Source organism: Tautonia rosea (genome assembly GCF_012958305.1).
Lineage (GTDB): Bacteria > Planctomycetota > Planctomycetia > Isosphaerales > Isosphaeraceae > Tautonia > Tautonia rosea.
Map to the genome: position 1 here is coordinate 277,957 of NZ_JABBYO010000008.1, position 20,390 is coordinate 298,346.

The window sequence follows — 20,390 nt, forward strand, 5'->3', positions numbered from 1 at the left end:
CGAGCTCGCGAGGGTGTCGCGAGAAACCACGGCTTGATCGAAGTAGGGTTGCCATGGAAACCAGAACGCCGCCGGGCCTGCGTGATCGGTTGGAAGGGGGGCTGATCGGCCTTCTGGTGGGCGATGCGCTCGGGGTGCCGTACGAGTTCCACGCGCCGGGGGAGTTGCCACCGATCGAGGCGATCGAGATGGAGCCGCCCGAAGGCTTTCGGAGGGCTCATGCGGGGGTGCCGCCGGGGACGTGGTCGGACGACGGGGCGCAGGCGCTCTGTCTCCTGGCGTCGTTGCTCGACTGCGGGCACCTGGATCTGGAGGATCTGGGGCGCAAGCTGCTCGATTGGTATGAGCATGGCTTCATGGCCGTGGGTGGCATGGTGTTCGACATCGGCATCACCACGAGCCGGGCCCTGCAGAACCTTCGCGAGGGGATTCCGGCGGCGATGGCCGGGCCGCATGGCGAGCGGGACAACGGCAACGGCTCGTTGATGCGCGTCTTGCCGCTGGCGCTCTGGCATCAAGGGACGGATGTGGAGCTGATCGACCTGGCGTGCGAGCAGTCGAAAGTGACGCATGGTCACATGAAATCACAGGCATGCTGTGCGCTGTATTGCCTCTGGGCGCGGCGGATCCTCGACGGCGCGGCCGACCCCTGGCGCGAGGCGGTGCGGACCATGCGGACCCTCTGCGATTACGAGTCGCTCCTGATGCTCGAACTCGAAGGGGCCATCCGGCCCGACGAGCCCCCCTCGGGCAAGGGGACCGGCTACGTGGTCGATTGCCTGCGGTCGAGCCGTCTGGCGATGGACGAACCTTCGTATGAAGGCGTGGTCAAATCCGCCATCGCGCTTGGCCATGATACCGATACGACGGCCTGCGTGGCCGGAGGGCTGGCGGGCTTGAGGGACGGGATCGGGGCGATTCCCGATCGTTGGCGGCAGGCGCTGCGGGGGAAGGAGCTGTACGAGCCGCTCCTGGAGCGGTTAAGGAAGCGCTGGGAAGGGTGAGTGAGCGTCTCAGATTGCCCAAGGGAAGCGTTCAGGAGAATGTCCTCCGCCAGGCTACTCGCAACGCAATGACCGAGAGAAACAGCACACCGACCAGGAAGACCGCCGCACCGGACAGTTCGAGTGCCGAGGCAATCCGGGAATGAAAGCGGTATCGGGCCGCCATCTCCGGGGTCGGATCCGGGTACGGAATTCCCGCGAAGATGAGATCGTAGGCAAAGCCCGCCACGGCAACGAGCAGTCCGACGGCCAGCAGACGCCGCGTCACAGTGGTGCAACCTCCGAGGAGCCGAGGCACCAGAGCCGCGCAGGTGCGGCCCGGTGCGTCATCGAACCGGACGGGCCGGTGCAAACGGGTCCGCGTCAAACGTCGAGGTTCTTGACCTCAAGCGCGTGCTTCTCAATGAACTCGCGGCGGGGCTCGACGTCGTCTCCCATGAGGGTGGTGAACAGGTCGTTGGCGGCGGCGGCGTCGTCGAGGCGGACCTGAAGCAAGGTGCGGCGGCTCGGGTCCATGGTCGTCTCCCAGAGCTGTTCGGCGTCCATCTCGCCGAGCCCCTTGAAGCGGGTGATCTTCAGGCCGCGCTCGCCGAGCTTTCGAACGGTGGGAACAAGTTCCCGGAGGTCGAGCAAGGGGTGCTCGTCCCCTTCGCGGTCGAGGATGAAGCGCGGGGGGGGCTCGTCGCCGGTGACCTCGACGGGAAGGAGGACGTCGGTCCCCAGCGCGAACTCGTCGCGGAGCCGGGCGAGCCACTTATTGAGCGAGCGGACCTCGCTCAGCTCGATGATCCGGAACGGGACCTGATCGACGGAGGACGGGGTGCTGCCGGCGTCGGCCTCAGCCTCGGGCGACGCTTCGGGAGCTTCGGCCGCGTCGTCGTCCGCAACGGCGGAGGGAAGATCGGTGTCGACGACAGGGGCGGTGTCGAGCGACTCGGGGGCGTGCTCTCGGGTGAAGCGTTCCAGCTCCTCGGCCGAGGAGAGGTAGATGTCATCGGCTTCGAGCTGCCGGACGAGGAACAAGGGGAGCAGGCCGGTTTCGGGGTGGGCGCGGCCCAGGAACTCGCCGATGGGGAGGTTGCGGCGGCCGAAGGCGCGCAGGGCGTTATCCAGACCGGCGGCAATCTCGACCAGGGCGCGGAGCTTGTCGCCGTCGGCGGTCAGGGGGGCAGTGTCTGAGCCGGGACCGACGCGGCGGAGGGTGGCGTCGTGCAGGCCGTTGCCCATGAGAATGGCGTGCATCTCGGCCTCGGTCTGCACGTAGCGCCGTTCTTTTCGAGAGGTGATCAAATACAAGGGCGGTTGTGCGACGTACAGGTGCCCCTCGGCCACCAGGCGGGGCATCTGGCGGTAGAAGAAGGTCATCAGGAGGGTGCGGATGTGCGAGCCGTCCACGTCGGCGTCGGACATCATCACGATCTTGCCGTAGCGGCGCTTGTCGGTGGCCTCTTCCTCGCCGATGCCGCCGCCGACGGCGGTGATGATGTTGCGGACCTCCTCGTTGCCGAGGACCTTGTCGAGCCTCGCACGCTCGACGTTGAGGATCTTGCCCCGAAGCGGCAGGATGGCCTGAAACTGGCGGTCGCGGCCCCCTTCAGCCGTGCCGCCGGCACTGTCGCCCTCGACGAGGAACAGCTCGGAGTGATCCCGGTCGTGGCTGGTGCAGTCCATCAGCTTGCCGGGCAGACCGCCGCCGGTGAGCACCCCTTTGCGGTTGCGGACCAGTTCTCGGGCCTTGCGAGTGGCCTCGCGGGCCTCGGCGGCAAGGACGGCCTTGGCGACGAGCTTCTTGGCGGCGCTCGGGTTCTGTTCGAGGTAGGCGGCCAGGGAGTCGTTGACGGCCTTGGCGACGATCCCCTCGACCTCGCCGTTGCCGAGCTTCGTCTTCGTCTGCCCCTCGAACTGGGGGTCGGGCACGCGGACCGAGACGACGGCAGTCAGGCCTTCGCGGAAGTCGTCGCCGGAGATGGTCAGGTCCTTGCGCCCTTTCTGGCTGGCGGGGGCGTTGGCCTTCAGGTACGCGTTCATCGTCCGGGTCAAGGCGGCGCGGAAGCCGGTCAGGTGGGTGCCGCCCTCGATCGTGTGGATGTTGTTGCAGTAGGTGACGACGGTTTCGGAGAAGCTGTCGTTGTACTGCAGGGCGACCTCGACCTCGACGGCGCGCTCGTCGTCGCGGCCGGTCAAAACGGCCGGCTCGTGCAAGGGGTTCTGAGCGCGGTTGAGGTGCGAGACGAACTCGGCCAGGCCGCCCTCGCTGTAGAACTCGTCCTGCTTCGGCTCGTCGCCCCGTTCGTCGGTCAGGCGAATGCGGACGCCGGGGTTGAGGAACGAGAGTTCTCGGAAGCGTTTTTCGAGGGTGTCGTAGTCGAACTCGATGTCGGGGAAGATCTCGGCATCGGGCAGGAACTGGATGCGGGTCCCGGTGCGCTTGGTGGCGCCGGTCGCCCGAATCGGCCCCTGGGCCTCGCCCCGATTGTACTCGTGCCGCCAGACCTTGCCGTCGCGGTGGACCTCGGCTTCAAGGTGTTCGCTCAAGGCGTTGACGACGGTGATGCCGACGCCGTGCAAACCGCCGGAGACCTTGTAGGTGGCGTGGTCGAACTTGCCGCCGGCGTGGGGCTTCGTCAGGACGATTTCGAGGGTGCTGACGCCGGGGTAGTTCGGGTGGTCCTTGACCGGGATGCCTCGGCCATCGTCGGCGATCGAGGCCGAGCCGTCGGCGTGGATCGTCACGTCGATGGCGCGACAGTGGCCGGCCATCGCCTCGTCGATCGAGTTATCGACGACCTCGTAGATCAGGTGGTGGAGCCCCCGGGTGGTGGTGTCACCAATGTACATGCCGGGGCGCTTGCGGATGGCCTCGATCCCTTCGAGGACCCGGATATTCTCCTCGGTGTAGCCGAGCGCCTGGGAGCCGTCGCCGTCCGGCCCCGGGGGAGTGGTCGGGGCCTCGGGAGTCTCGATCGAGCCGTCGGAGTTGAGGGCCATCACCAAACCTCAAAAAGGCGGAAAAGCAAGCAAGCAACAGGCAAGGCGGGGTTCAGGTCGGTGCGGTTCGGTCCGGTTCGAACGCGTCGTCGATCGCCGGGCGAACGAGCGCGGTCACGATTCGACGGGACCGACCCGGAAGCGGATGTCGAGGACCGGGGTCCCGGGAGCCTCGCGCCGCAAGGTGGCGAGGATGGACGGTTTGCGGAACGCGGCGAGTTCCTCCAGGAGCGTCGGGTGGGCGACCGTGACGCTCAGGACCCCGTGGCGGACGCTGCCGAGGCGGGTCCGGGCGACGAGGTCCGGTCCGACTGCCGATTCCCAGGCGGCCTCCAGCTCGCTCAGGGCCCGGGTCCGGGCGTATCCTCGGGCCGCGAACAGCGAGCCGAGCGTCTCGGAAAGGGGGGTCGGACCTCCACCTCCCTCGGGGCTGCCTCGATGTGTACGCTTTTTCATTGTAACGTCTCAAACCCGCATTTGGCAAGCGGATGGGGCACGCTCCGCCCGCCTCGTCCTTGGCCCCGCAGCACCGATCGTTAGCGGTCGCGGTTCAAGGGCATGACAACATAAGTATACTGGTCTTCGGTCTTGAACACGGCAGCGCTTTTGTGGTCGATCAGCTCGGCGGCGATCGGCTGCGAGGGGTCGAGGGTCTTGAGGGCTTCGATCAGGTAGGTGGCGTCGAAGGTGATGGCCACGTCCTTGCCGTCGTAGGTAATCGGCAGCTCGACATGCGACTCGCCGATGTCGGCCGTCTGGCTGGCGAGTTTGAGCAGGCCGTCGCCGAACTGGAAGTCGACGCCGCGGCTTTCCTTGCTGGTGACGATCGCCGCCTGCTCGACGGCCGAGAGCAAGGGGTCGACCTCGGTGAACGGAATCCGGCACTCGTAGCTGCTGGGCATGACGGCCTTGTAGTTCGGGAAGCGGCCCTCGACGAGTCGGCTGTAGATGACGGCGCGGCCGGTCCGGACGAGCACGGCCGTGCCGTCCTGCACGGCGATCCGGGCGGGCTCGTCGTCGTCGAGGTTGCGCTCAATGAGGCGAAGGGCCTTGACCGGGACGACCGGGGCCTGGTTCGGGGGTTCGGCGTTGCCTTCCGGCTCGCAGGGGATGATCTGGCGGGCCATCCGGCGGCCGTCGGTGCCGACCATCGTGATCGACTCCGGCCCCGGCTCCATCAAGACGCCGGCCAGGGCGTATCGGGTGCTGTCGGGGTCGGTGGCGAAGCTGGTGCGTCGGATGGCGCGTCGGAGATCGGCCGGGGAGATCCGGTAGCCGGTCTCGGCGTGGAAGTCGGGCGGGTCGGGAAAGAGGCTCGGGTCCTCGGCCGGGAGCTTGAACTCGGAGCGGTGGCCGCGGACGACCAGGGTTTCCCCCTCGACCTCAAGGGCCAGCTCGTCGTCTCCGGTACTGGCGCGGAGAATCTGCCCCATCTTCTGCAGGGGAAGGATCACCGAGCCGGGCTGATCGACCTTCACGCCCAGAACCTTCAAGCGGATGCCGACTTCCAGGTCGGTCGCCATCAGGGTTGACCCCTGGTTCGGCGAGGCGTCGAGCTTGAGGTTCTGAAGGATCGGCTTGGGACTCCGGGCCGGCACCACGCCGCCGACGGCCCCGAACGCGGCGAGCAACTGCTCGCGGTCGCACAGCAATTTCATGGAGACGCCCCGCCCTGGACTTCGGGTCCTTGCCCGGCCGCTTCCGCGCGACCCGGCTTCCCTTCTGGAATCTATCACCCCCCGACCCGTCGATGCGACCCTCGCCGCCGCGACGCGTTCGCTTGGCCCAGGAGGCAGTATTCCGAAGAACTCGATGATACCAAACAACTTAACCGGCCTCAAGGCGGGCTGACGGCCGGTCAAGGGCCAAGGGCGATGTCGTGGTACGGCTCTCCGGGGTGGTGCGGCGTGATCCGGATCGTGACCTTGCGGTCGAGCCGTTTGAGGAAGGCGAGCAAGGCGTCGGTCGAGAACCGGCTGAAATGGCCGTCGAGCAGGTGCTCGACCTCGCTCGGGGCAAGCTGAAGAAGCGAGCCGATCTCGGACGGCGACCGTCCCGATTCGGTCAGGATTTGCGTGACACAGGCCCCGAGCCTCGCGTGGGCGAACCGTTCCTCGGCGTTGTCGAAGCCGAGGTCGGCAAAGACGTTGCCGGAGCCTTCCTCGAAGGCGATCTCACGGGGATGATGCTTCGTGCTCATGGCGGGACAGCGAGGTTGTCTCGGCGTAGCGATGTTTGATTAGGTTGAAGCCGTGCAGCACCTCAATGCACTCGCCGAGGGAGATCGATGAAGATTCCTTGAGGTCTGTCGCAGGCAAATCAGAAGGGGTAGCTGGGGTCGTGTCGACCCCAGTCGGCCCGGATGGCGATCCTTCCAGTGACTGGGGTCGACACGACCCCAGCCACCCCCGAATGCGGGCTATTGGTGATCGGATTAGCCGACCCGAGGTTGCCGTTTGATTGCGGCTTCCAAGAAGTTCGCGAAGTGATCGAACGTCATGTCTGACGCTCCAGCCTCCTGGGTCGCATTAATGTATGCTATCCCGAATACTTGAGCAACTTCGAGCGTCTGGTTTTGGCTAATTGGGAAACTGAATTCGGGCAGGTCGGTTGAAGAATCAGGCTGCCCGGTAACAATAATGTTCGAGGCAGCGTCGTTTTCACGACGAAAGCCTGTCTTTCCTTTATAATTAAAGGAAGAAATAATTAATTTCATGGAGAAGCCCCGCCCTGGACTTCGGGTCCTTGCCCGGCCGCTTCCGCGCAGCCTGGCTTCCCTTCTCTTGAGGATCCGTCATCCCGCGACCTGTTGATCCGACCCGCGATGCCGCGGCGATCCTTCTCGATCAAGGGTGCGGTTCTCAAGTAATGGAAGAATATCAAAAAACTCAACCGGCCTCAAGGCGGGCTGGGAGATTGGGCGCGCCAGGGGTTTCTGGAAACCTGGAGAAGAACCCTCGCGCAGAGTCGCAGAGGAGAAATGAGGTCTTTGTCCAACGCCCTGCTCACTCTTTGCTCTGCGACTCTGCGCGAGGTCCCCTCCCCCCGTCTCCGGTGCCAGAATCCGATGGTGTACCCTGGACAGCCGAGGGTCGGGACGGTTGTGTGGATTGAAGGAGGCGATTCGGCAACAGGGGTTGCGGGGGAGGTTGACGGAGGGGAAGAATGGTTGAAACTTGAGGGAGCTTCTCCGGAGATGGGTGCTTGATGATGTTTCCCCCTGCACGACGGACTCGGAAGCTCCGGAAACGGACGGGGGAAGCCCGGTTGGGCGTTGAGGGGCTGGACGACCGGGTGCTGTTGTCGGCAATGGTGCCGGCGGATGTGGACGGCGACGGGCGATCGGACTTTGCCGTCTACACGTTCAGCCCGAGCCAGGGATACGGGACGTTCACGGTCGAGCAATCCAGCGGACCGTGGCTGCAGCAGCCGTTCGGTGGGGCGGCGGATCGACCAGTGGTAGGAGACTACAACGGCGATGGCCGGGCCGATCTGGGGGTGTTCGGATTCAGCCCGGTTGATGGGTTCAGCCGGTTCGCGATCTTGCCCTCGGGCGGCGGATCGGCGTTTCTCCAGGGGTTTGGAGGGGCGGCGGATCGGCCGGTTGCGGGGGATTTCGACGGCGACGGCATCACCGACTTCGCCGTCTTCGGCTTCAGCCCCAACGACGGAAACTACCGCTTCGCCGTCCTGCTCTCCGGTGGGCCGAGCGACCGACACCCGAACGGCGTGATCATGCGGCCGATCGGATCGGCGGGCGACGTCCCGGTCGTCGGTGACTTCGACGGCGACGGCCGTGACGACCTCGGCGTGTACGGCCCGAGCGGCAACGACGGCTACAGCCGGTTTCAGATCGTGCTGTCCGGCGGCCCGAGCGCCGAGCATCCGACGGGATTGATCGTGCGACCGTTCGGCGGGCTCGACGACCTGCCGGCCATCGGCGACTACTCGGGCGACGGTCGGGCCGATCTGGCGGTGGCCGGGTTCAGCCCGGTCGAGGGATTCCGGCGGTTCGCGATCCTGCCGTCAGAGGGGACCTCGGGCCGATCCGTCCCCTTCGGCGGGTTCGACGATCAGCCGGTGCCACTGGATGCGGAGGGGGACGGCATCACCGACATCGCCGTCTATGGGTTCAGCCCGGTCGAGGGGTTTAGCCGGTTCGCGGTCTTGCCGTCGAGTGGCTCGGGGGCGTTTGGAGTCGTGCTGGGCACGGCACAGAGCATCCCGATCCCCCCTCCGGCGATGCCCCTGAAGCCGATCAGCCCTCCCCCCGGCCCCGGCCCCGGCCGACCGCCGTTCCAGATCGACTGGGTGAACCGGGGAACGGCGACCGATCGATTCTCGGCCGCCGAGCGTCAGGTGATCGACCGCGCCATCGCGATCTGGGAAGCCTTGATCCTCGACATCCAACGGCCCGACAACACGATGCGGATCACCTTCCAGGGCGGGGCCTTCTCAACGCTCGACATGGGAGACACCCTCGGCCTGGCCACCGTCCGATTCGACGCGAGCGGGCCGTTCGAGGCGACGATCCAGCTCGACGCCGACGGCGGCGGCCGGGGCTGGTACGTCGATCCGACCCCGGCCGACGACCTTGAATTCGCGAGGGCCGCCACGTCGACGTTCCTGGTCGGCGGCCCTTCCGATCAATTCGACCTGCTCTCGACGGTCGTGCACGAGATCGGCCATGCGCTGGGCTTTGGCATCGACTTCAGCAACCGACTGGCGGCCGGACTGTCCCCGATGCCTGGCGGAAGGATGCTCTATCAAGGGCCGACCGGCGTCCGGGCCGTCTTCAACACCGCGGTGGACCACCTCGACCCGATTGAGCACGCCTACGACTTGCTCACGGCCGATGCCTTCGTCGGCACCCGAGCGTACCCGACGGCCTTGAACCTGCAACTTCTGGTCGATGCCTACGGCTACCGGGTCGTCCTCCCCCCCTTGCCTCCCGACTCAAGGCCGCCGCAGGTCCTCGACGCCCGGATCGCCTCGACCGGGATCGGCAACCTGATCCTCTCGGTCGACTTCGATGAGGGGATTGATCTGGTCGGCGCGCGAGACGTCTCGCGATACGTCTTGCTCCGCCCCCAGGGGGCCGACTTCGTTCCGGTCGCCTCTCCGTTCACCTCGGCCACCTTCGACGTGAGCCGGTTGCGGCTTCGCTTGCAGCTCCGATCGGGGATCATGCCGGCTCCCGGCTGGCGGCTGGTGATTCCCGGCCTCGGTCCCAACGCCCTGACCGACCTGGCCGGCAACCCCCTGGACGGCAACCGAGACGGCCAGCCGGGGCCGGACGCGGTCCTGACGCTTCGGTTCTAACGCGATCCGGCAGGATCAGAGCGGTTTCCAGTTGCCAGTGGAGGGTCAGGAACATGGGGACTGGCTCCGAGTCTTCGAGGTGCCTGTCTCCCATGTCCCGGCGAGCATGTACGCTCAAGCGGAAACCGCTCTAGCGGGCCACCTGGCGTCGGCCGTCGTAACAGATCGAGCGCTGCCGATCGGCCACGAATTCCCAGTCGAGCCGGTGCGGCGGATCGAGAAGATGCCGATAGGCGGCGGCCATCTGCCGGGCCGCCTCGGAGAACGAGACGCCGCCGAAGCCAGTCCCCAGGGCGGGGAAGGCGGCGACCTCGATCGGTGGACCGCCCGATCGGTTGTGGGCCTGGATCGCCAGCAAGGCCGCCCAGGAGGCGCAGTAGACCTTGTCGGTCCCCTCGATGCTGCCCGGCACCCGCATGGTCGGGGCGTGTACGAGGAACGGGATCTCGGGCGATCCGGTCGGCTCGACGAATGCGGTGCCGACCGGCTGCTCGCCGTGGTATTCGTCCAAAATCCGTTGCTGGACCCGGAGCATCAGCCCTTCGCCGAGCCGTCGGACGACCGCCGCGTCGATCCCCGCGGTCATGATCCCGAAGGCGTTGCCCGCCGTCACAAAAGCATCGTGCGGCCCCAGATCTTCGAACCGTCCCGCAATGATCCGCACGCCGGGCAACCCCTCGAAGCGCGCTCGAAACGCCTCGCACATCGCCTCGTCCGGATGGACCAGCCAGAGTTCTCGAAGCGACACAGGGGGACCTCCTTTGTGATCGACCGGCGCGGCGCCTCAGCGGGGCAGACCAAGCCAGTCGAGGATGCGGGCGAAGACCTCGGGGGCATCGGGCGCGTCGACCGATTCGCGGCGGAGTTCCTGAAGATCGGGGCCGAGGTATCGAACGAGGAAGCGGCGCCGGTGGCCGTCGTAGAGGACGAAGACCATCGGCCGCTTGAGCCGGTCCTCAAACGCGGAAACCGTCGATAGGCCGAGGGCTTCGTGCGAGGTACTCGGCACAAGCACCTGGCCATAGGGGCCTGACGCGAGCCAGGAGGCGAAGGCTCGCATCGGCTCCTGACGCCAGCCGTAGTCCTCAATCAATTCCTCGTAGAAGGCGTCAATGTCTTCCCAGCGATCGGTGGGCACAATAAATTCCACCAAAGAAGTTTCATGCTATCAAATTTCATGAAGTACGTCGAATCCTCGAAGACACACCATCTCGGGCAACGGTGTGTCTTCGACGACTCGACATACCCGAGACCACGTCCCCGCGTCAATCGGATGGGGCGGCGCGGGCCGGGCGGGCGGCTTGATTCAACCGAGCGAGAACGGAGGCAAGGCCACACGCCCTCGACGGCCCATGCCGATCCCGTAAAGGAACGCGTTGACCAGTTCATCGGCCAGTTCCAGGCGCAGGCGATCCCGAGCATCGGGGATTCGGGTCAAGAGATGAAGATGCGTGTCCAGAATTGAGCAGAACATCAAGGCCAGTGCGCCGGCGTCTCCGCCTCGTAAGGCCTTCTGATCGAGGCCGTCGAGCATGACCTGGCGGACGATCTCGAACCGCAGGGCACCGATTGCGTCCATGAATTCGGAAATCCCGGGGATGGACGGGCCGAAGCTCGTCTGAAACATCAATCGAGGGACGCGGAGATCCGCCAGACAGAAACGGAACGACCCCCGCGCGATGGCCCGGAGCCGATCGGCACAGCCCTCGATGCTGCCCAGGATTTGGCCGAGTTCTTGATACGCCTGGTCATGTTTCCACCGAACGAGCCGTTTGAACAGATCGTCTTTCCCGGAACAGTAGTAGTAGAGAACCGGAGCGGTCACGCCCACGGCGTTGATGATTTCACGAACACTGGTAGCCTCGTAACCTTTCTGGGCGAAGAGGGTCAGCGCGGCGTCGAGCAAGCGTTCCTCGGTGGCGTTGGTCGGAGGACGGACCGTGTCGAGCGTCGTCACGGCCTTGGCTCCAGCGCGAGGCGCGGTTGTCGGGCGTCGTGCCCGAGGTTGTCGAGGATCACGTGAATCACATCCTCGGTCCGCTCGGCGGCGATCAGGAAGAAGCAGAACAGCATCTCGTCATTCGTCCCGTCTCCCCAGGTGACGCGCCGGGGAGGACGGCTCGGGTTCGAGGGGTTCTCGGCCGAATTGTCGAAGGCGGCCCGGACTTCCAGACGCGTTCCGGCGGGCAAGGGAAAGGGTCGTTCGTAATAGTATTCGTCTTGCCAGTTGTAGTTCCAGCGTTCGATGTCGATCAGGGTTTTTTCCTGGCCACCGGGTAGGGTTGCGGTCACGGTCATGGCCTTGCCGAGCAGGTGCATATGGGGCACGACGCCGACCAGGATCACGTCTCGGGGCAGGGTGTACGACGCCGATCGCTCGACGTGGTTCACGCCGGCGGGGAGGTCGATCTCATAATCGGCGAGCCAGATACTTCCGACAAGCTTTGCCGGCTCCTTGAGCGCCTCGCGAGCCGGTTTCGGGACAAAGAACAGGCCGATTTCCGACTGGTCCGTCTCCTGCTTGCCCGTGGGGTGGTAGTGCATTTGCACGACCAGATCGGAGCCGCGTTTGAGGTAGCGCCCCATGCCGTTGGGGAGCATCCGGGGCGTGTTGCCGACGGACCATCCCCCGAGTGCTCCCGACGGGAAGAATCCCGGCCCTCCGAAATTCGGATACCCCGGCCCCGGGCTGGCCCGGTCCAGCGCACGGGCGGTCCCGCTCTCATCCAGGAACAGGACCGCGTGGTGGGCCACCCGAGGGTTGCCGGGATGAAACTCGATGGCCGCCACGAGCCTGTCCTCGTCGAGATCCAGGGGGATCACGAAGTTCTGAAACAGGTCGGGGCCATCGGCCGGAACCGTGAACGGCTCGGGCATCCGTACGATCAGGTCGGGCTGGCCGAGGAGCCAGCCTTCGGCGAACGACGGCGCAGGGGGCAAGTCGGCCTCATCTCCCCTGGTCCGGCCCCCTTCAGCCCAGGCGACCAGCAAATCCAGCTCACGATCGGTCAGCCGGCGATCACCGACGAACCGCTCAGGACCCGAGCCGGGGATCCAGGGGGGCATGATCCGGTCCTGCGTCACCCGGACGATCTGACGAGCCCTCCGGGCGGCCTGCTCATACGTGCCCAGCGCGAACGGGGCTGCCTGCCCTTCGCGGTGGCAGTTCAGGCAGCGTGCCTGGAGGATCGGCGCGATGTCTCGGGTGTAGGTCACTCGGCTCGATGCTTCGTCCGCTGGCGGCAGCTCGATCAGACAGCCGACTGGCTCGGTCTCGGGAATCGAGACGGCCCGCCCCACGCTGGCTGCCTCGATCGCCTCGGCCAGATAGGCCTCCTCGGCCTGGATGCGACGCCGCCCGAGGGCTTCCCAGGCGTTGTCGATTGCCCCTCGATAGATCAGCCGGCCGTCGCGATTCAGCACGAACGCTTCGGGGACGTGCGTGGGCCTCAACGCCTCGAACAGCAACCCCGACGCATCCACGAGGATCGGAATCGCCGCCTCGAACTGCCGGAAATGCCGAGCGATTTCGGCCCGGGTCACGTACGGATCGAAGACAACCCCGAACAGATCGACCCCGACGGTCGACTCCTTCAGCGTCTCGCCCAGCGCATTGAGCGTCCTGATCGAACCATTCGAGATCGGACACTCGGTCGACAGGAAGACGAACGCCCGGACCCTCCCCTCATCATTCTGTCCCAGGTCATGGAGCGTCCCGCCCAGATCCGCCAGAACCACGGACAGCGAAGGCATCTCGCCGAGCTGCCCCGCCTCCGGCTCGGCCGCCGTCACAAAGCCCGACGCGCCGACACTCCCGATCCCCAACAGACCCATAATCGCCACGAGGTTCCGCATGTCCGATTCTCCCTGCAAAGTGGTCCCCACCAGGATGGCGGTTCTCCGAGAATTACCGAACTAGCGCTCGTTAGGTTTCGTCTGAAGCGGATTTTCTCCGGTCGATCGCTCGTTGAACGGGCAAGGTGGGTCTTCAAGGGCGCAACACACCCGACTCGGCTACTGGGGCGGGGAGGGCCTGGCGATGGCGATCTGCAGGCCGAGCGCGTTGGCCGAGTCGATGGCACTGACGGCATTGCGATGGGGGGTGGTGAAGTCGGCCATCAGGAGCATCCCGGTGCGCAGGGTGTCGGCGCGGGCCTGGCGGAGGCGGTCGGTGAGGTTGGCGAGGTCGATCGGTTCGCGGTCGATCGAGATACGTCCCTGGGGGTCGATCTCGACGAGGATGTACTCGTCGAGCAGCTCATCGAGCGTCCGCATTTGCTGGGCGACGGCGTCGGGATCTTCAGGGTCGGGGGTCGGGATTTCGAGGGTTTTGAAGTAGAGGGTCGTGGCGGTGACGAGGAAGAACAAAACGAGCTGAAAGGCGACGTCGACCATGGCCGTCAGGTCGATTTCCTCGGGCTCGTCCCGAGGCTCGGCGGCGAGGGTGAAGGCAGCGGCCTCCTCGTCCTCGTCGAGCGGGTCGAACAGGCCGAACAGCTCGGCACTGGTGAGGGTTTCGGACGAGGTTTCGACAATCGGGGCTGCGCGGCGGTCGGCGAGGCCGGGCGTGGGGATCGCTCCGGAGTCGAACGCGGCACCAGCATCCCCCTCGGCCTCGTGCTCGGCATCGCGCTCGCTGACAGCGTTTGACGGACCTTCCAACGCGGCCGGGATCGGGGCCGTGGGAGGCCCCGGGAGAGCGGTCGCGGGGCGCGTCGGCTTCGAGGATCGAGGGGGGAGTTCGACGGTCCGTTCCTCCTCCGTTTCCTCAGTCTTGGCAAGCGGAGGGGCGGGGATCGAGTCGTCGAAGTCGAAGGCCGAGTCGTCGGCGTCAAACGGAAGAGGTTCAAGTTCCTCGCGAACCTTCTCAGGCTCAACCGCCTCGACCTCGCCTTCCTCGACCAGGTCGGCGTCGAGGATCGGCTCCCGGTCGTCGGGCCGAGACGCCCTGGAGGCCGAATCAGGCGGAGGAGACCCCGGCGTCGGACGGGACTGAGACACCGCCGGGGCCGGTCCGTCGGTCCCATCAACAGGAGGGGGAGGAGCGGGACGGGCCGGCGTCTTCGGCACCTCATCGCGGGTCGAAGCTGGTTCCTCCGCTCCATAAGAGGGCAAGAGCTGCGGAGTATCACCGATCCGTGCCCACGAACCACTCGACCCCGCCGGTCGAACAAGGTCGTCGGCCTTGATCGCCCCCGACACAACCGCCTCGCGCACGGCCTCGGTGCTGAGGCTTCGCTCGGCTTCCAGGCGATCCGTGTGGAAAATATCCCAGTTGGCCATTGGTTCGCAGGAGGCAGGAGGCAGAAGGGAGAAGACAGAAAGACAGGGGGGGCAGACGACAGAGGGCAGTTGCCGATCTCCGGCTTCTTTCTGCCTCCTGCCCACTACTGCCCCTCGTCCTCGACTCCCAGGTGAAGGATGATGCCCTCGACCTCGGCGACGGTCGAGCCGACGCGGAGGACCTCGCCGTGAGGCACGGCGCCGTCGGCCTGAAGGACGACGCGGCGACGGCCCTGGCGGACCCCTTCGGCGACGGCTTCTCGGATGGCGTCGGGAGAGTCGAGCCGGTCGTTCGGGTCGGTGGACATGCCGTTGAAGACGGCAACCGCCCCACCAGGCAACGGAAGCAAGGTCAGCGTGGTGGCCTCCGTTTCCTCGACCCCCGTGCCGTAGACCGCCGGCGGCAACTCGATCTCGGCCTGGGCCGAGGCCCGATAGGTCAGCATCAGGAAGATCAAGAGCTGAAACACCACGTCGACCATCGGGGTCAGGTCGACGGCGCTTTCCAGAGGAGCACGAACCTGGCGTTGCAAGAGCATGGCAATGGCGGCCCTTGGGGCGTGCAAGCGTCGGAGGTCGTTCGAGGGAACCGTGTTGCTTCAGATCAACGCGGTGCGGTGGCCCGAACGGTTCCGGAACCGGGCCGCTGACCAGCCGAGGCCGATGCCGACGACGATCGGCGATCGGCGGCGCGTCGGGCGTCTTCGACCTCCAGGAATTCGAGGAACCCTTGAAGCTGTCGCTCGGTCCGGTCGCGGAGCTTCCGCAATCGGCCCTGAAGGTCGTTGGCCAGCAGCATCAGCGGCGAGGCGATGATCAGGCCCACGGCCGTCGTCCAGAGGCCCAGGGCAATCGAAGCGGCCAGCTGGCTGCCGGGATCGGTCGCCCGTTCCCCTGCCCCGACATTCCCGAAAGCCCCGATCATACCGATGACCGTGCCCAAGAGGCCCAGCAACGGCGCCAGCTTCGCGGCCGTGACCACCGAGGCCAGGCGGTTCTCCATCGACGAGATGATCTGGGTGTGAAATTCCATGACCAGAAGCAACTTGATCTTGGCCAGCCCCTTGTGAAGATTCTGAAGGCCAACGGCGACCAGTTGCGCCAACGTCGTATGCCAGAACGGGGGCCGATTGCACACGTCGATTGCTTCCTTCGTTTCGCCGGTCTTGGCAACCAGGGTGCCGACCTGTTCGAGCAACTGGTTGGCCCGATCATCGGGCAAGGTCCGCTTGCCGATCCCTCGGTAGACCATGACCGCATTGTACGTGCCCCAGACCGCAAGCAGGGCCTGCGCCACGTAGATCGAGTAACCGATGAGCTTCAGGAGCAGCGAGAGATCAAGCATGCACGGCCTCAGGTCGGCAGACGGCTCGGCTCGAATCCAATCGGAACGAATCGGTCCAGTCGGCTCTCAGGACGGTTCGCAGCGCGCCGAACAGGAATTCGTCGGTCGATTTCCAGGGGCGAACACGGTCGAGCTGGCGTTGTATTGTTCATTCGAGCGTGCAGAGCCGCAAGACCCCGGTGGGCGATGCCTTGCTTCGGGCTGAGATGCGCGCCACAATGATCTCCCATCTGCCAGACCGTCATCACGACCCGAAGGACGTCGGGGACCGCGTGCCCATGTCGCCGCGCACCGTAATAATTGTCGAAGACGAACGCGACGCCAACGACCTGATGGCCGAGCTCGTTCGCGCCCGCAATGATCGACCTGTCCAGGTCTTCGACGGGGCTTCGGTGCTCGACGCCGTCGATCAGCACGACCCGGACCTGATTTTGCTCGACGTCATGCTGCCCGACGTCGACGGCTACGAGATCTGCGCCCGGCTCAAACGCCGACGGGCGACGAACCTGATCCCGATCATCATGGTCACGGCCCTTCAGACCGAGAATAATCGCGTCCGCGGCGTTCGGGTCGGAGCGAACGAGTACCTGACCAAGCCCTTCACCCCCGATCAGTTGTTCGAAACCATGGACCGCGCCATCGCCTGGCGCGAAGAGCATAAGACCCTCGGCACCGCCGGCGAGATCCACTTCGACATCCGGAGCGAAACGGATTACCTCGCCGAGCTGAACGACATGCTCACCGACCTGTACGAGCATACCCCCCTGACCGAGCGGCAGATCAAGGACCTGAAACAGGCCGTCATGGAAATGGGCTCCAACGCGATCGAGTGGGGCCACCGCAAGGACGCCGAGCTGATGCTCCGGATCACCTACCGGATCGAGCCCGATCACGTCACCCTGATCATCCTCGACCAGGGGCCCGGCTTCGACCCCGGCCACGTCCCCCACGCCGCCCAGGTCGACGACCCGATCGCCCACCTCGACGTCCGCAACGAGCTGGGCATCCGCGAAGGTGGATTCGGCATCATGCTCGCCCGCGGCCTCGTCGACGAGTTCCGCTACAACGACAAGGGGAACGAAGTCACCCTCGTCAAACGCTTCGAATCGACCGGCGCCGTGGGGCTTCCCGAAGGGGACTGAGCCGAACCTGTCGGTCACCAACAACCGGAGTTCGGAGTCCGGCCACGGACGGATGAGGTCACCCGTGCCACACGACGGATTTGCGACGCAATGGTCCACGGGCATGGCCGATTCTTGAACAGGGTATGGGACGCTGTTAGCATGATCAGAGGTCGATTGAGATCCTCGTCATCGAGAGGACGGGCTTGTGAATTCCGTCATCGAGCAATGGAAGGCCCAGTTGGGGGCGCTCTCGCCGGCGGAGCGGGCGGAACTGGCGCATTTCCTGCTGGCATCGCTGGATGCCGAAGCCGAACACGTCATCGAGGCCGAATGGGATCGGGAAGCCTCTCGGAGGGTGGCGGAGATCCGCTCGGGGAACGCCACAGGCCGGTCGGTCGATGATCTCTTGTCGGAGTTGCGTGGGCGTGACCTTTGAAACCGCTCATGATCCATGCCGAGGCAGAGGCCGAGGTCCTCGATGCCATCGCGTATTACGAGGATCGGCAGGCCGGCCTGCGCCGCGCGTTTCGCGAAGACCTCGAAGCCACACTCGACCGCATTCGCCGCATGCCGGGGACGTTTGCTCCGATCGATGATCAGGGAACCCGGAAGCATCGCTTCCAGCGGTTTCCGTACACGATCTATTATGTTGAGCTGGATGACGTGATCTGGATTGCCGCCATCGCTCACCAGAAACGGCGGCCTGGATACTGGTCGAGGCGTCGGCTCCCCTCGGTCGGAGATCCCTGACCCCCGCTGTTGCGTCGGGTGGTCCTGGTGTTTTCACTCGTGCTCGGGATGCCTGGCTCGGAGGACCACCCCGCGCGCCACCGCCGGCAGTCGAATTCAGGCTTGGCGTGATCGATCACGAGTGCGACGCCCATTGGCACCCGCTCAGGGACGTGTCGAGCCTGGAACCGCCAAGAAGGCGGAACGCACGGGTGAGGTCACCCGTGCCACTCGACGATCCGCCGAAGCCTTGATTGTGCTTGCATCAACGCAAAGCAGGCGGGAGAATCAGGCCGATGGGATGAGACGGGCCTTCCGTCGAATTTTTCCAGGATGGTTCGTTCGTATTCGTGGAAGAACATGAAGAATCGTTCATCGAATTCTGGTGAGACAGAGGAGGCTTCCCTTGGAGGAGTCGCATCTCTGGAGCCCTTGCCGCTTTCGGGATGACGGCTTCTCCGATATCCCGAACGTCCACGATCACTTCGTCTACGCCTTGGCGGTCCACTTGGAGAGGCATCGGCTCGTCCTCCACACGCAGTATCGCGACGGCTCCGGGCCCTACCCCCTGATCGACATCCGGTTCGTCGGCCTCGTCGCCCACCACTTCGACAACGTGGCCGAGCCGAGTATCCTCCTTGATATCCAGGAGGACACACCAGGCGGGGTCATCGAGCAGTGGGCCGAGCGATTCGACCGGCTCAAAAATCATGGTTGGCCTGCCGTCGACTACGTCGATCGCTCGGAACTGGCGCGGAAGCTGGCCTCCCGTGGGGTGCGAGGCTATCGTGTCATGGGTAGCTGTGGGGTCGACGGGTTTGTCCTTGCCACAGGTGTCGAGTATCGTTTGCGGCGGGAGGCGGCCGAACCCGGCTAATCGCTCTCATGGCCTCTGCTGTCACGAGCGCACCTTGGACGGGGCCGTGGCAGGGGTGGGGGGGCCCGACCAGGTTCGGGATGGGGCACGGCGAGGGGGATCGACACGGATCGAGAGGTGGCGATCGGCTGACCCGACGTGGTGGGGGCGGGTACAATGGGGATGAGATCCTGCCGATCAGGCAGCGTGGAGCGAAGCGACCCGGAAGGCGGGAGGACGGGGGATGTCGAATCAAATGGCGGGCGCGCTGCCGTCGCTCTACCATGAGGACGAGACGGCGTGGCTGGAGACGATGGCTCAACTGGTCGCAGAGGGTCGGTTTGATGAATTGGATTGTGCGCATTTGAGCGAGTATCTCTCGGACATGGCTCGACGCGATCGACGCGAGGTCTACAGCCGTCTGGTGGTGTTGCTGACCCACCTCTTGAAGTGGGAGCACCAGCCGGAGAAGCGATCCGGTTCGTGGCGGGGGACGATCCTGACCCAGCGGCGAGAACTCCGCCTGCTGCTGGAAAGCGGCACCTTGCGGAATCACGCGATCGCGTCGCTTGCGGAAGCCTATCAGGACGCCCGGGAACAGGCCGCCGCAGAGACCGAGCTGCCCATCGACACGTTTCCGTTTCCGTGTGTCTACACGGTGGATGAACTGATCGCTCGGGATTCGGAGGGCGATCCGGCCTGATTGACGGTTCTCAAGGCGTCAGATGGTCAGAGCACCGCGTTGAGACGGAGCGGTCGCAGCCGCGTGAGGTGGGGACACGGGGAGGTCGCCGATGCGCCCCAACGGGGACCGTGGTCTAGAGTCGTGATAGGGCGTGTCCGTGTGGTGACCGGGAAGATCGAGATGCCTCCTCGGAGCGGTCCCACGGCCCCCTGGAATTCCTGAGGGATCGCAACCGTCGTCCTGGGACCACGCTGTGCGCAGGAACTACGTGCTCATTGACTACGAGAACGTCCAGCCCGAGTCGTTGTATGGGCTCGACGCCGAACACTTCAGGGTGCTCCTGTTCGTGGGGGCCAATCAGACGAAGGTCTCGTTCGAGATCGCCGAGGGGATGCAGCGTCTCGGGGCACGCGCCCAGTACATCAAGATGGCGGGCAGTGGGGCGAACGCGCTGGATTTCCATATCGCTTTCTACATCGGTTCTCTTGCGGCCAATGATCCCACGGCCTTCTTTCACATCATCTCCAAGGATACGGGATTCGATCCCCTGGTCCAGCATCTGAAGACCAAGAAGGTGTGCATTGCTCGATCGAAGGCGATTGAAACCATCCCCCTGTTGAAGGTGGCGAACTCGAAGACGCTTCCCGATCGGGTCGCGGTCCTGGTCGCCGATCTGAAGAAGCGGGGCACAGCCAGGCCGAAACTGGTCAAGACGCTGACGAACACCGTGGCTGCCGTCTTCCAAAAGCAACTGGAAGAAAAGGATGTTTCCGAATTGATCGGCGAATTGCAGCGACTTGGTTTTGTCAGCATCCACGAGGAGAGGGTTTCTTATGCGTTGTCGGAAGGGGATCTCTGATTGCTTTGCTGGCTTCTGGTGTCATCAATACGCTGACCATAAGTCGTGGTGTGGTCTGACCTGATCTGGCCTGGCCGGGGTTTCAAGGGAGAAACTCGGGTCAGAGCCGGAACCTCGGGTGCTCCGGAACAGGCGGCGAGGTGGTACAATGGGAGTCTCTATCGAGACGGCTTCGGATCGCGAGGGGAGGGGCGA

At 65.1% G+C, this 20,390-nt stretch carries 21 protein-coding genes; 8 read left to right on the forward strand and 13 right to left on the reverse strand.

Going from position 1 to position 20,390, the window contains the following annotated elements:
• Positions 1–53: 53 nt before the first annotated feature.
• Complete coding sequence (locus tag HG800_RS16145) at positions 54–1,004, forward strand: ADP-ribosylglycohydrolase family protein (protein ID WP_169977658.1); 951 nt, start codon at positions 54–56, stop codon at positions 1,002–1,004.
• 31 nt (positions 1,005–1,035) lie between these two features.
• On the opposite strand, the gene HG800_RS16150 is transcribed toward HG800_RS16145, so the two are convergent.
• The 6 genes from HG800_RS16150 to HG800_RS16175 all read right to left on the reverse strand — a co-directional run bounded on the left by HG800_RS16150 (position 1,036) and on the right by HG800_RS16175 (position 6,708).
• Entirely contained in the window at positions 1,036–1,272 is a 237-nt protein-coding gene (locus HG800_RS16150; RefSeq protein ID WP_169977659.1) for a hypothetical protein, read from the reverse strand.
• Between the two features lie 95 nt (positions 1,273–1,367).
• Entirely contained in the window at positions 1,368–3,992 is a 2,625-nt protein-coding gene (gyrB, locus tag HG800_RS16155; RefSeq protein ID WP_169977660.1) for a DNA topoisomerase (ATP-hydrolyzing) subunit B, read from the reverse strand.
• Between the two features lie 114 nt (positions 3,993–4,106).
• Complete coding sequence (locus HG800_RS16160; protein WP_169977661.1) at positions 4,107–4,448, reverse strand: DUF721 domain-containing protein; 342 nt, start codon at positions 4,446–4,448, stop codon at positions 4,107–4,109.
• Positions 4,449–4,528: 80 nt separating this feature from the next.
• A complete protein-coding gene (gene dnaN / locus HG800_RS16165) occupies positions 4,529–5,650 on the reverse strand; it encodes a DNA polymerase III subunit beta (protein ID WP_169977662.1) in 1,122 nt (373 codons plus the stop codon).
• 200 nt (positions 5,651–5,850) lie between these two features.
• Positions 5,851–6,192, reverse strand: a complete 342-nt coding sequence (locus tag HG800_RS16170; protein ID WP_169977663.1) for a helix-turn-helix domain-containing protein — start codon at positions 6,190–6,192, stop codon at positions 5,851–5,853.
• 234 nt (positions 6,193–6,426) lie between these two features.
• The gene (locus HG800_RS16175; RefSeq protein ID WP_169977664.1) at positions 6,427–6,708 is read right to left on the reverse strand and encodes a hypothetical protein; all 282 of its coding nucleotides are present in this window, start codon (positions 6,706–6,708) and stop codon (positions 6,427–6,429) included.
• A 491-nt stretch (positions 6,709–7,199) separates the two neighbouring features.
• Between HG800_RS16175 and HG800_RS16180 the strand changes: the two genes are divergently transcribed.
• Positions 7,200–9,314 (forward strand): hypothetical protein, encoded by a 2,115-nt coding sequence (locus tag HG800_RS16180; RefSeq protein WP_169977665.1) that lies wholly within the window; start codon positions 7,200–7,202, stop codon positions 9,312–9,314.
• A 130-nt stretch (positions 9,315–9,444) separates the two neighbouring features.
• On the opposite strand, the gene HG800_RS16185 is transcribed toward HG800_RS16180, so the two are convergent.
• From HG800_RS16185 to HG800_RS16215, 7 genes are all read right to left on the reverse strand, one after another.
• Entirely contained in the window at positions 9,445–10,062 is a 618-nt protein-coding gene (locus HG800_RS16185; RefSeq protein WP_206352303.1) for a macro domain-containing protein, read from the reverse strand.
• A gap of 36 nt (positions 10,063–10,098) precedes the next feature.
• Positions 10,099–10,464, reverse strand: a complete 366-nt coding sequence (locus HG800_RS16190; protein ID WP_169977666.1) for a hypothetical protein — start codon at positions 10,462–10,464, stop codon at positions 10,099–10,101.
• Positions 10,465–10,620: 156 nt separating this feature from the next.
• Entirely contained in the window at positions 10,621–11,271 is a 651-nt protein-coding gene (locus HG800_RS16195) for a TetR/AcrR family transcriptional regulator (protein WP_169977667.1), read from the reverse strand.
• Positions 11,268–13,169, reverse strand: a complete 1,902-nt coding sequence (locus HG800_RS16200) for an alkyl hydroperoxide reductase (RefSeq protein ID WP_169977668.1) — start codon at positions 13,167–13,169, stop codon at positions 11,268–11,270. The genes HG800_RS16195 and HG800_RS16200 overlap by 4 nt, the downstream gene beginning before the upstream one ends.
• A gap of 159 nt (positions 13,170–13,328) precedes the next feature.
• Complete coding sequence (locus HG800_RS16205; protein ID WP_315852050.1) at positions 13,329–14,702, reverse strand: ExbD/TolR family protein; 1,374 nt, start codon at positions 14,700–14,702, stop codon at positions 13,329–13,331.
• The gene (locus HG800_RS16210; protein WP_235963724.1) at positions 14,702–15,163 is read right to left on the reverse strand and encodes an ExbD/TolR family protein; all 462 of its coding nucleotides are present in this window, start codon (positions 15,161–15,163) and stop codon (positions 14,702–14,704) included. The genes HG800_RS16205 and HG800_RS16210 overlap by 1 nt, the downstream gene beginning before the upstream one ends.
• 38 nt (positions 15,164–15,201) lie before the next feature.
• Positions 15,202–15,942, reverse strand: a complete 741-nt coding sequence (locus tag HG800_RS16215) for a MotA/TolQ/ExbB proton channel family protein (protein WP_169977669.1) — start codon at positions 15,940–15,942, stop codon at positions 15,202–15,204.
• Positions 15,943–16,220: 278 nt separating this feature from the next.
• On the opposite strand from HG800_RS16215, the gene HG800_RS16220 reads away from it, so the two are divergent.
• From HG800_RS16220 to HG800_RS16245, 6 genes are all read left to right on the forward strand, one after another.
• Positions 16,221–17,084, forward strand: coding sequence for a response regulator (locus HG800_RS16220; protein WP_169977670.1), 864 nt, complete (start codon positions 16,221–16,223; stop codon positions 17,082–17,084).
• Positions 17,085–17,271: 187 nt separating this feature from the next.
• Positions 17,272–17,502 carry an addiction module protein gene (locus tag HG800_RS16225; RefSeq protein ID WP_169977671.1) on the forward strand — a complete coding sequence of 77 codons (231 nt, stop codon included), beginning with the start codon at positions 17,272–17,274 and terminating at the stop codon, positions 17,500–17,502.
• Positions 17,503–17,510: 8 nt separating this feature from the next.
• Positions 17,511–17,816, forward strand: coding sequence for a type II toxin-antitoxin system RelE/ParE family toxin (locus tag HG800_RS16230; protein ID WP_169977672.1), 306 nt, complete (start codon positions 17,511–17,513; stop codon positions 17,814–17,816).
• Positions 17,817–18,201: 385 nt separating this feature from the next.
• Positions 18,202–18,672 carry a hypothetical protein gene (locus HG800_RS16235; RefSeq protein WP_169977673.1) on the forward strand — a complete coding sequence of 157 codons (471 nt, stop codon included), beginning with the start codon at positions 18,202–18,204 and terminating at the stop codon, positions 18,670–18,672.
• Between the two features lie 223 nt (positions 18,673–18,895).
• Complete coding sequence (locus tag HG800_RS16240) at positions 18,896–19,354, forward strand: DUF29 domain-containing protein (RefSeq protein ID WP_169977674.1); 459 nt, start codon at positions 18,896–18,898, stop codon at positions 19,352–19,354.
• A gap of 235 nt (positions 19,355–19,589) precedes the next feature.
• Positions 19,590–20,195, forward strand: coding sequence for a PIN domain-containing protein (locus HG800_RS16245; RefSeq protein WP_169977675.1), 606 nt, complete (start codon positions 19,590–19,592; stop codon positions 20,193–20,195).
• Positions 20,196–20,390 lie beyond the last annotated feature (195 nt).

What these genes read in the sequence shown, in the direction of transcription:
- HG800_RS16145 (WP_169977658.1), top strand. Translation starts at nt 54, where the DNA reads ATGGAAACCAGAACGCCGCCGGGCCTGCGTGATCGGTTGGAAGGGGGG.
- gyrB (WP_169977660.1), bottom strand. Translation starts at nt 3,992, where the DNA reads ATGGCCCTCAACTCCGACGGCTCGATCGAGACTCCCGAGGCCCCGACC.
- HG800_RS16160 (WP_169977661.1), bottom strand. Translation starts at nt 4,448, where the DNA reads ATGAAAAAGCGTACACATCGAGGCAGCCCCGAGGGAGGTGGAGGTCCG.
- dnaN (WP_169977662.1), bottom strand. Translation starts at nt 5,650, where the DNA reads ATGAAATTGCTGTGCGACCGCGAGCAGTTGCTCGCCGCGTTCGGGGCC.
- HG800_RS16170 (WP_169977663.1), bottom strand. Translation starts at nt 6,192, where the DNA reads ATGAGCACGAAGCATCATCCCCGTGAGATCGCCTTCGAGGAAGGCTCC.
- HG800_RS16175 (WP_169977664.1), bottom strand. Translation starts at nt 6,708, where the DNA reads ATGAAATTAATTATTTCTTCCTTTAATTATAAAGGAAAGACAGGCTTT.
- HG800_RS16180 (WP_169977665.1), top strand. Translation starts at nt 7,200, where the DNA reads ATGATGTTTCCCCCTGCACGACGGACTCGGAAGCTCCGGAAACGGACG.
- HG800_RS16200 (WP_169977668.1), bottom strand. Translation starts at nt 13,169, where the DNA reads ATGCGGAACCTCGTGGCGATTATGGGTCTGTTGGGGATCGGGAGTGTC.
- HG800_RS16215 (WP_169977669.1), bottom strand. Translation starts at nt 15,942, where the DNA reads ATGCTTGATCTCTCGCTGCTCCTGAAGCTCATCGGTTACTCGATCTAC.
- HG800_RS16220 (WP_169977670.1), top strand. Translation starts at nt 16,221, where the DNA reads ATGTCGCCGCGCACCGTAATAATTGTCGAAGACGAACGCGACGCCAAC.
- HG800_RS16230 (WP_169977672.1), top strand. Translation starts at nt 17,511, where the DNA reads ATGATCCATGCCGAGGCAGAGGCCGAGGTCCTCGATGCCATCGCGTAT.
- HG800_RS16240 (WP_169977674.1), top strand. Translation starts at nt 18,896, where the DNA reads ATGTCGAATCAAATGGCGGGCGCGCTGCCGTCGCTCTACCATGAGGAC.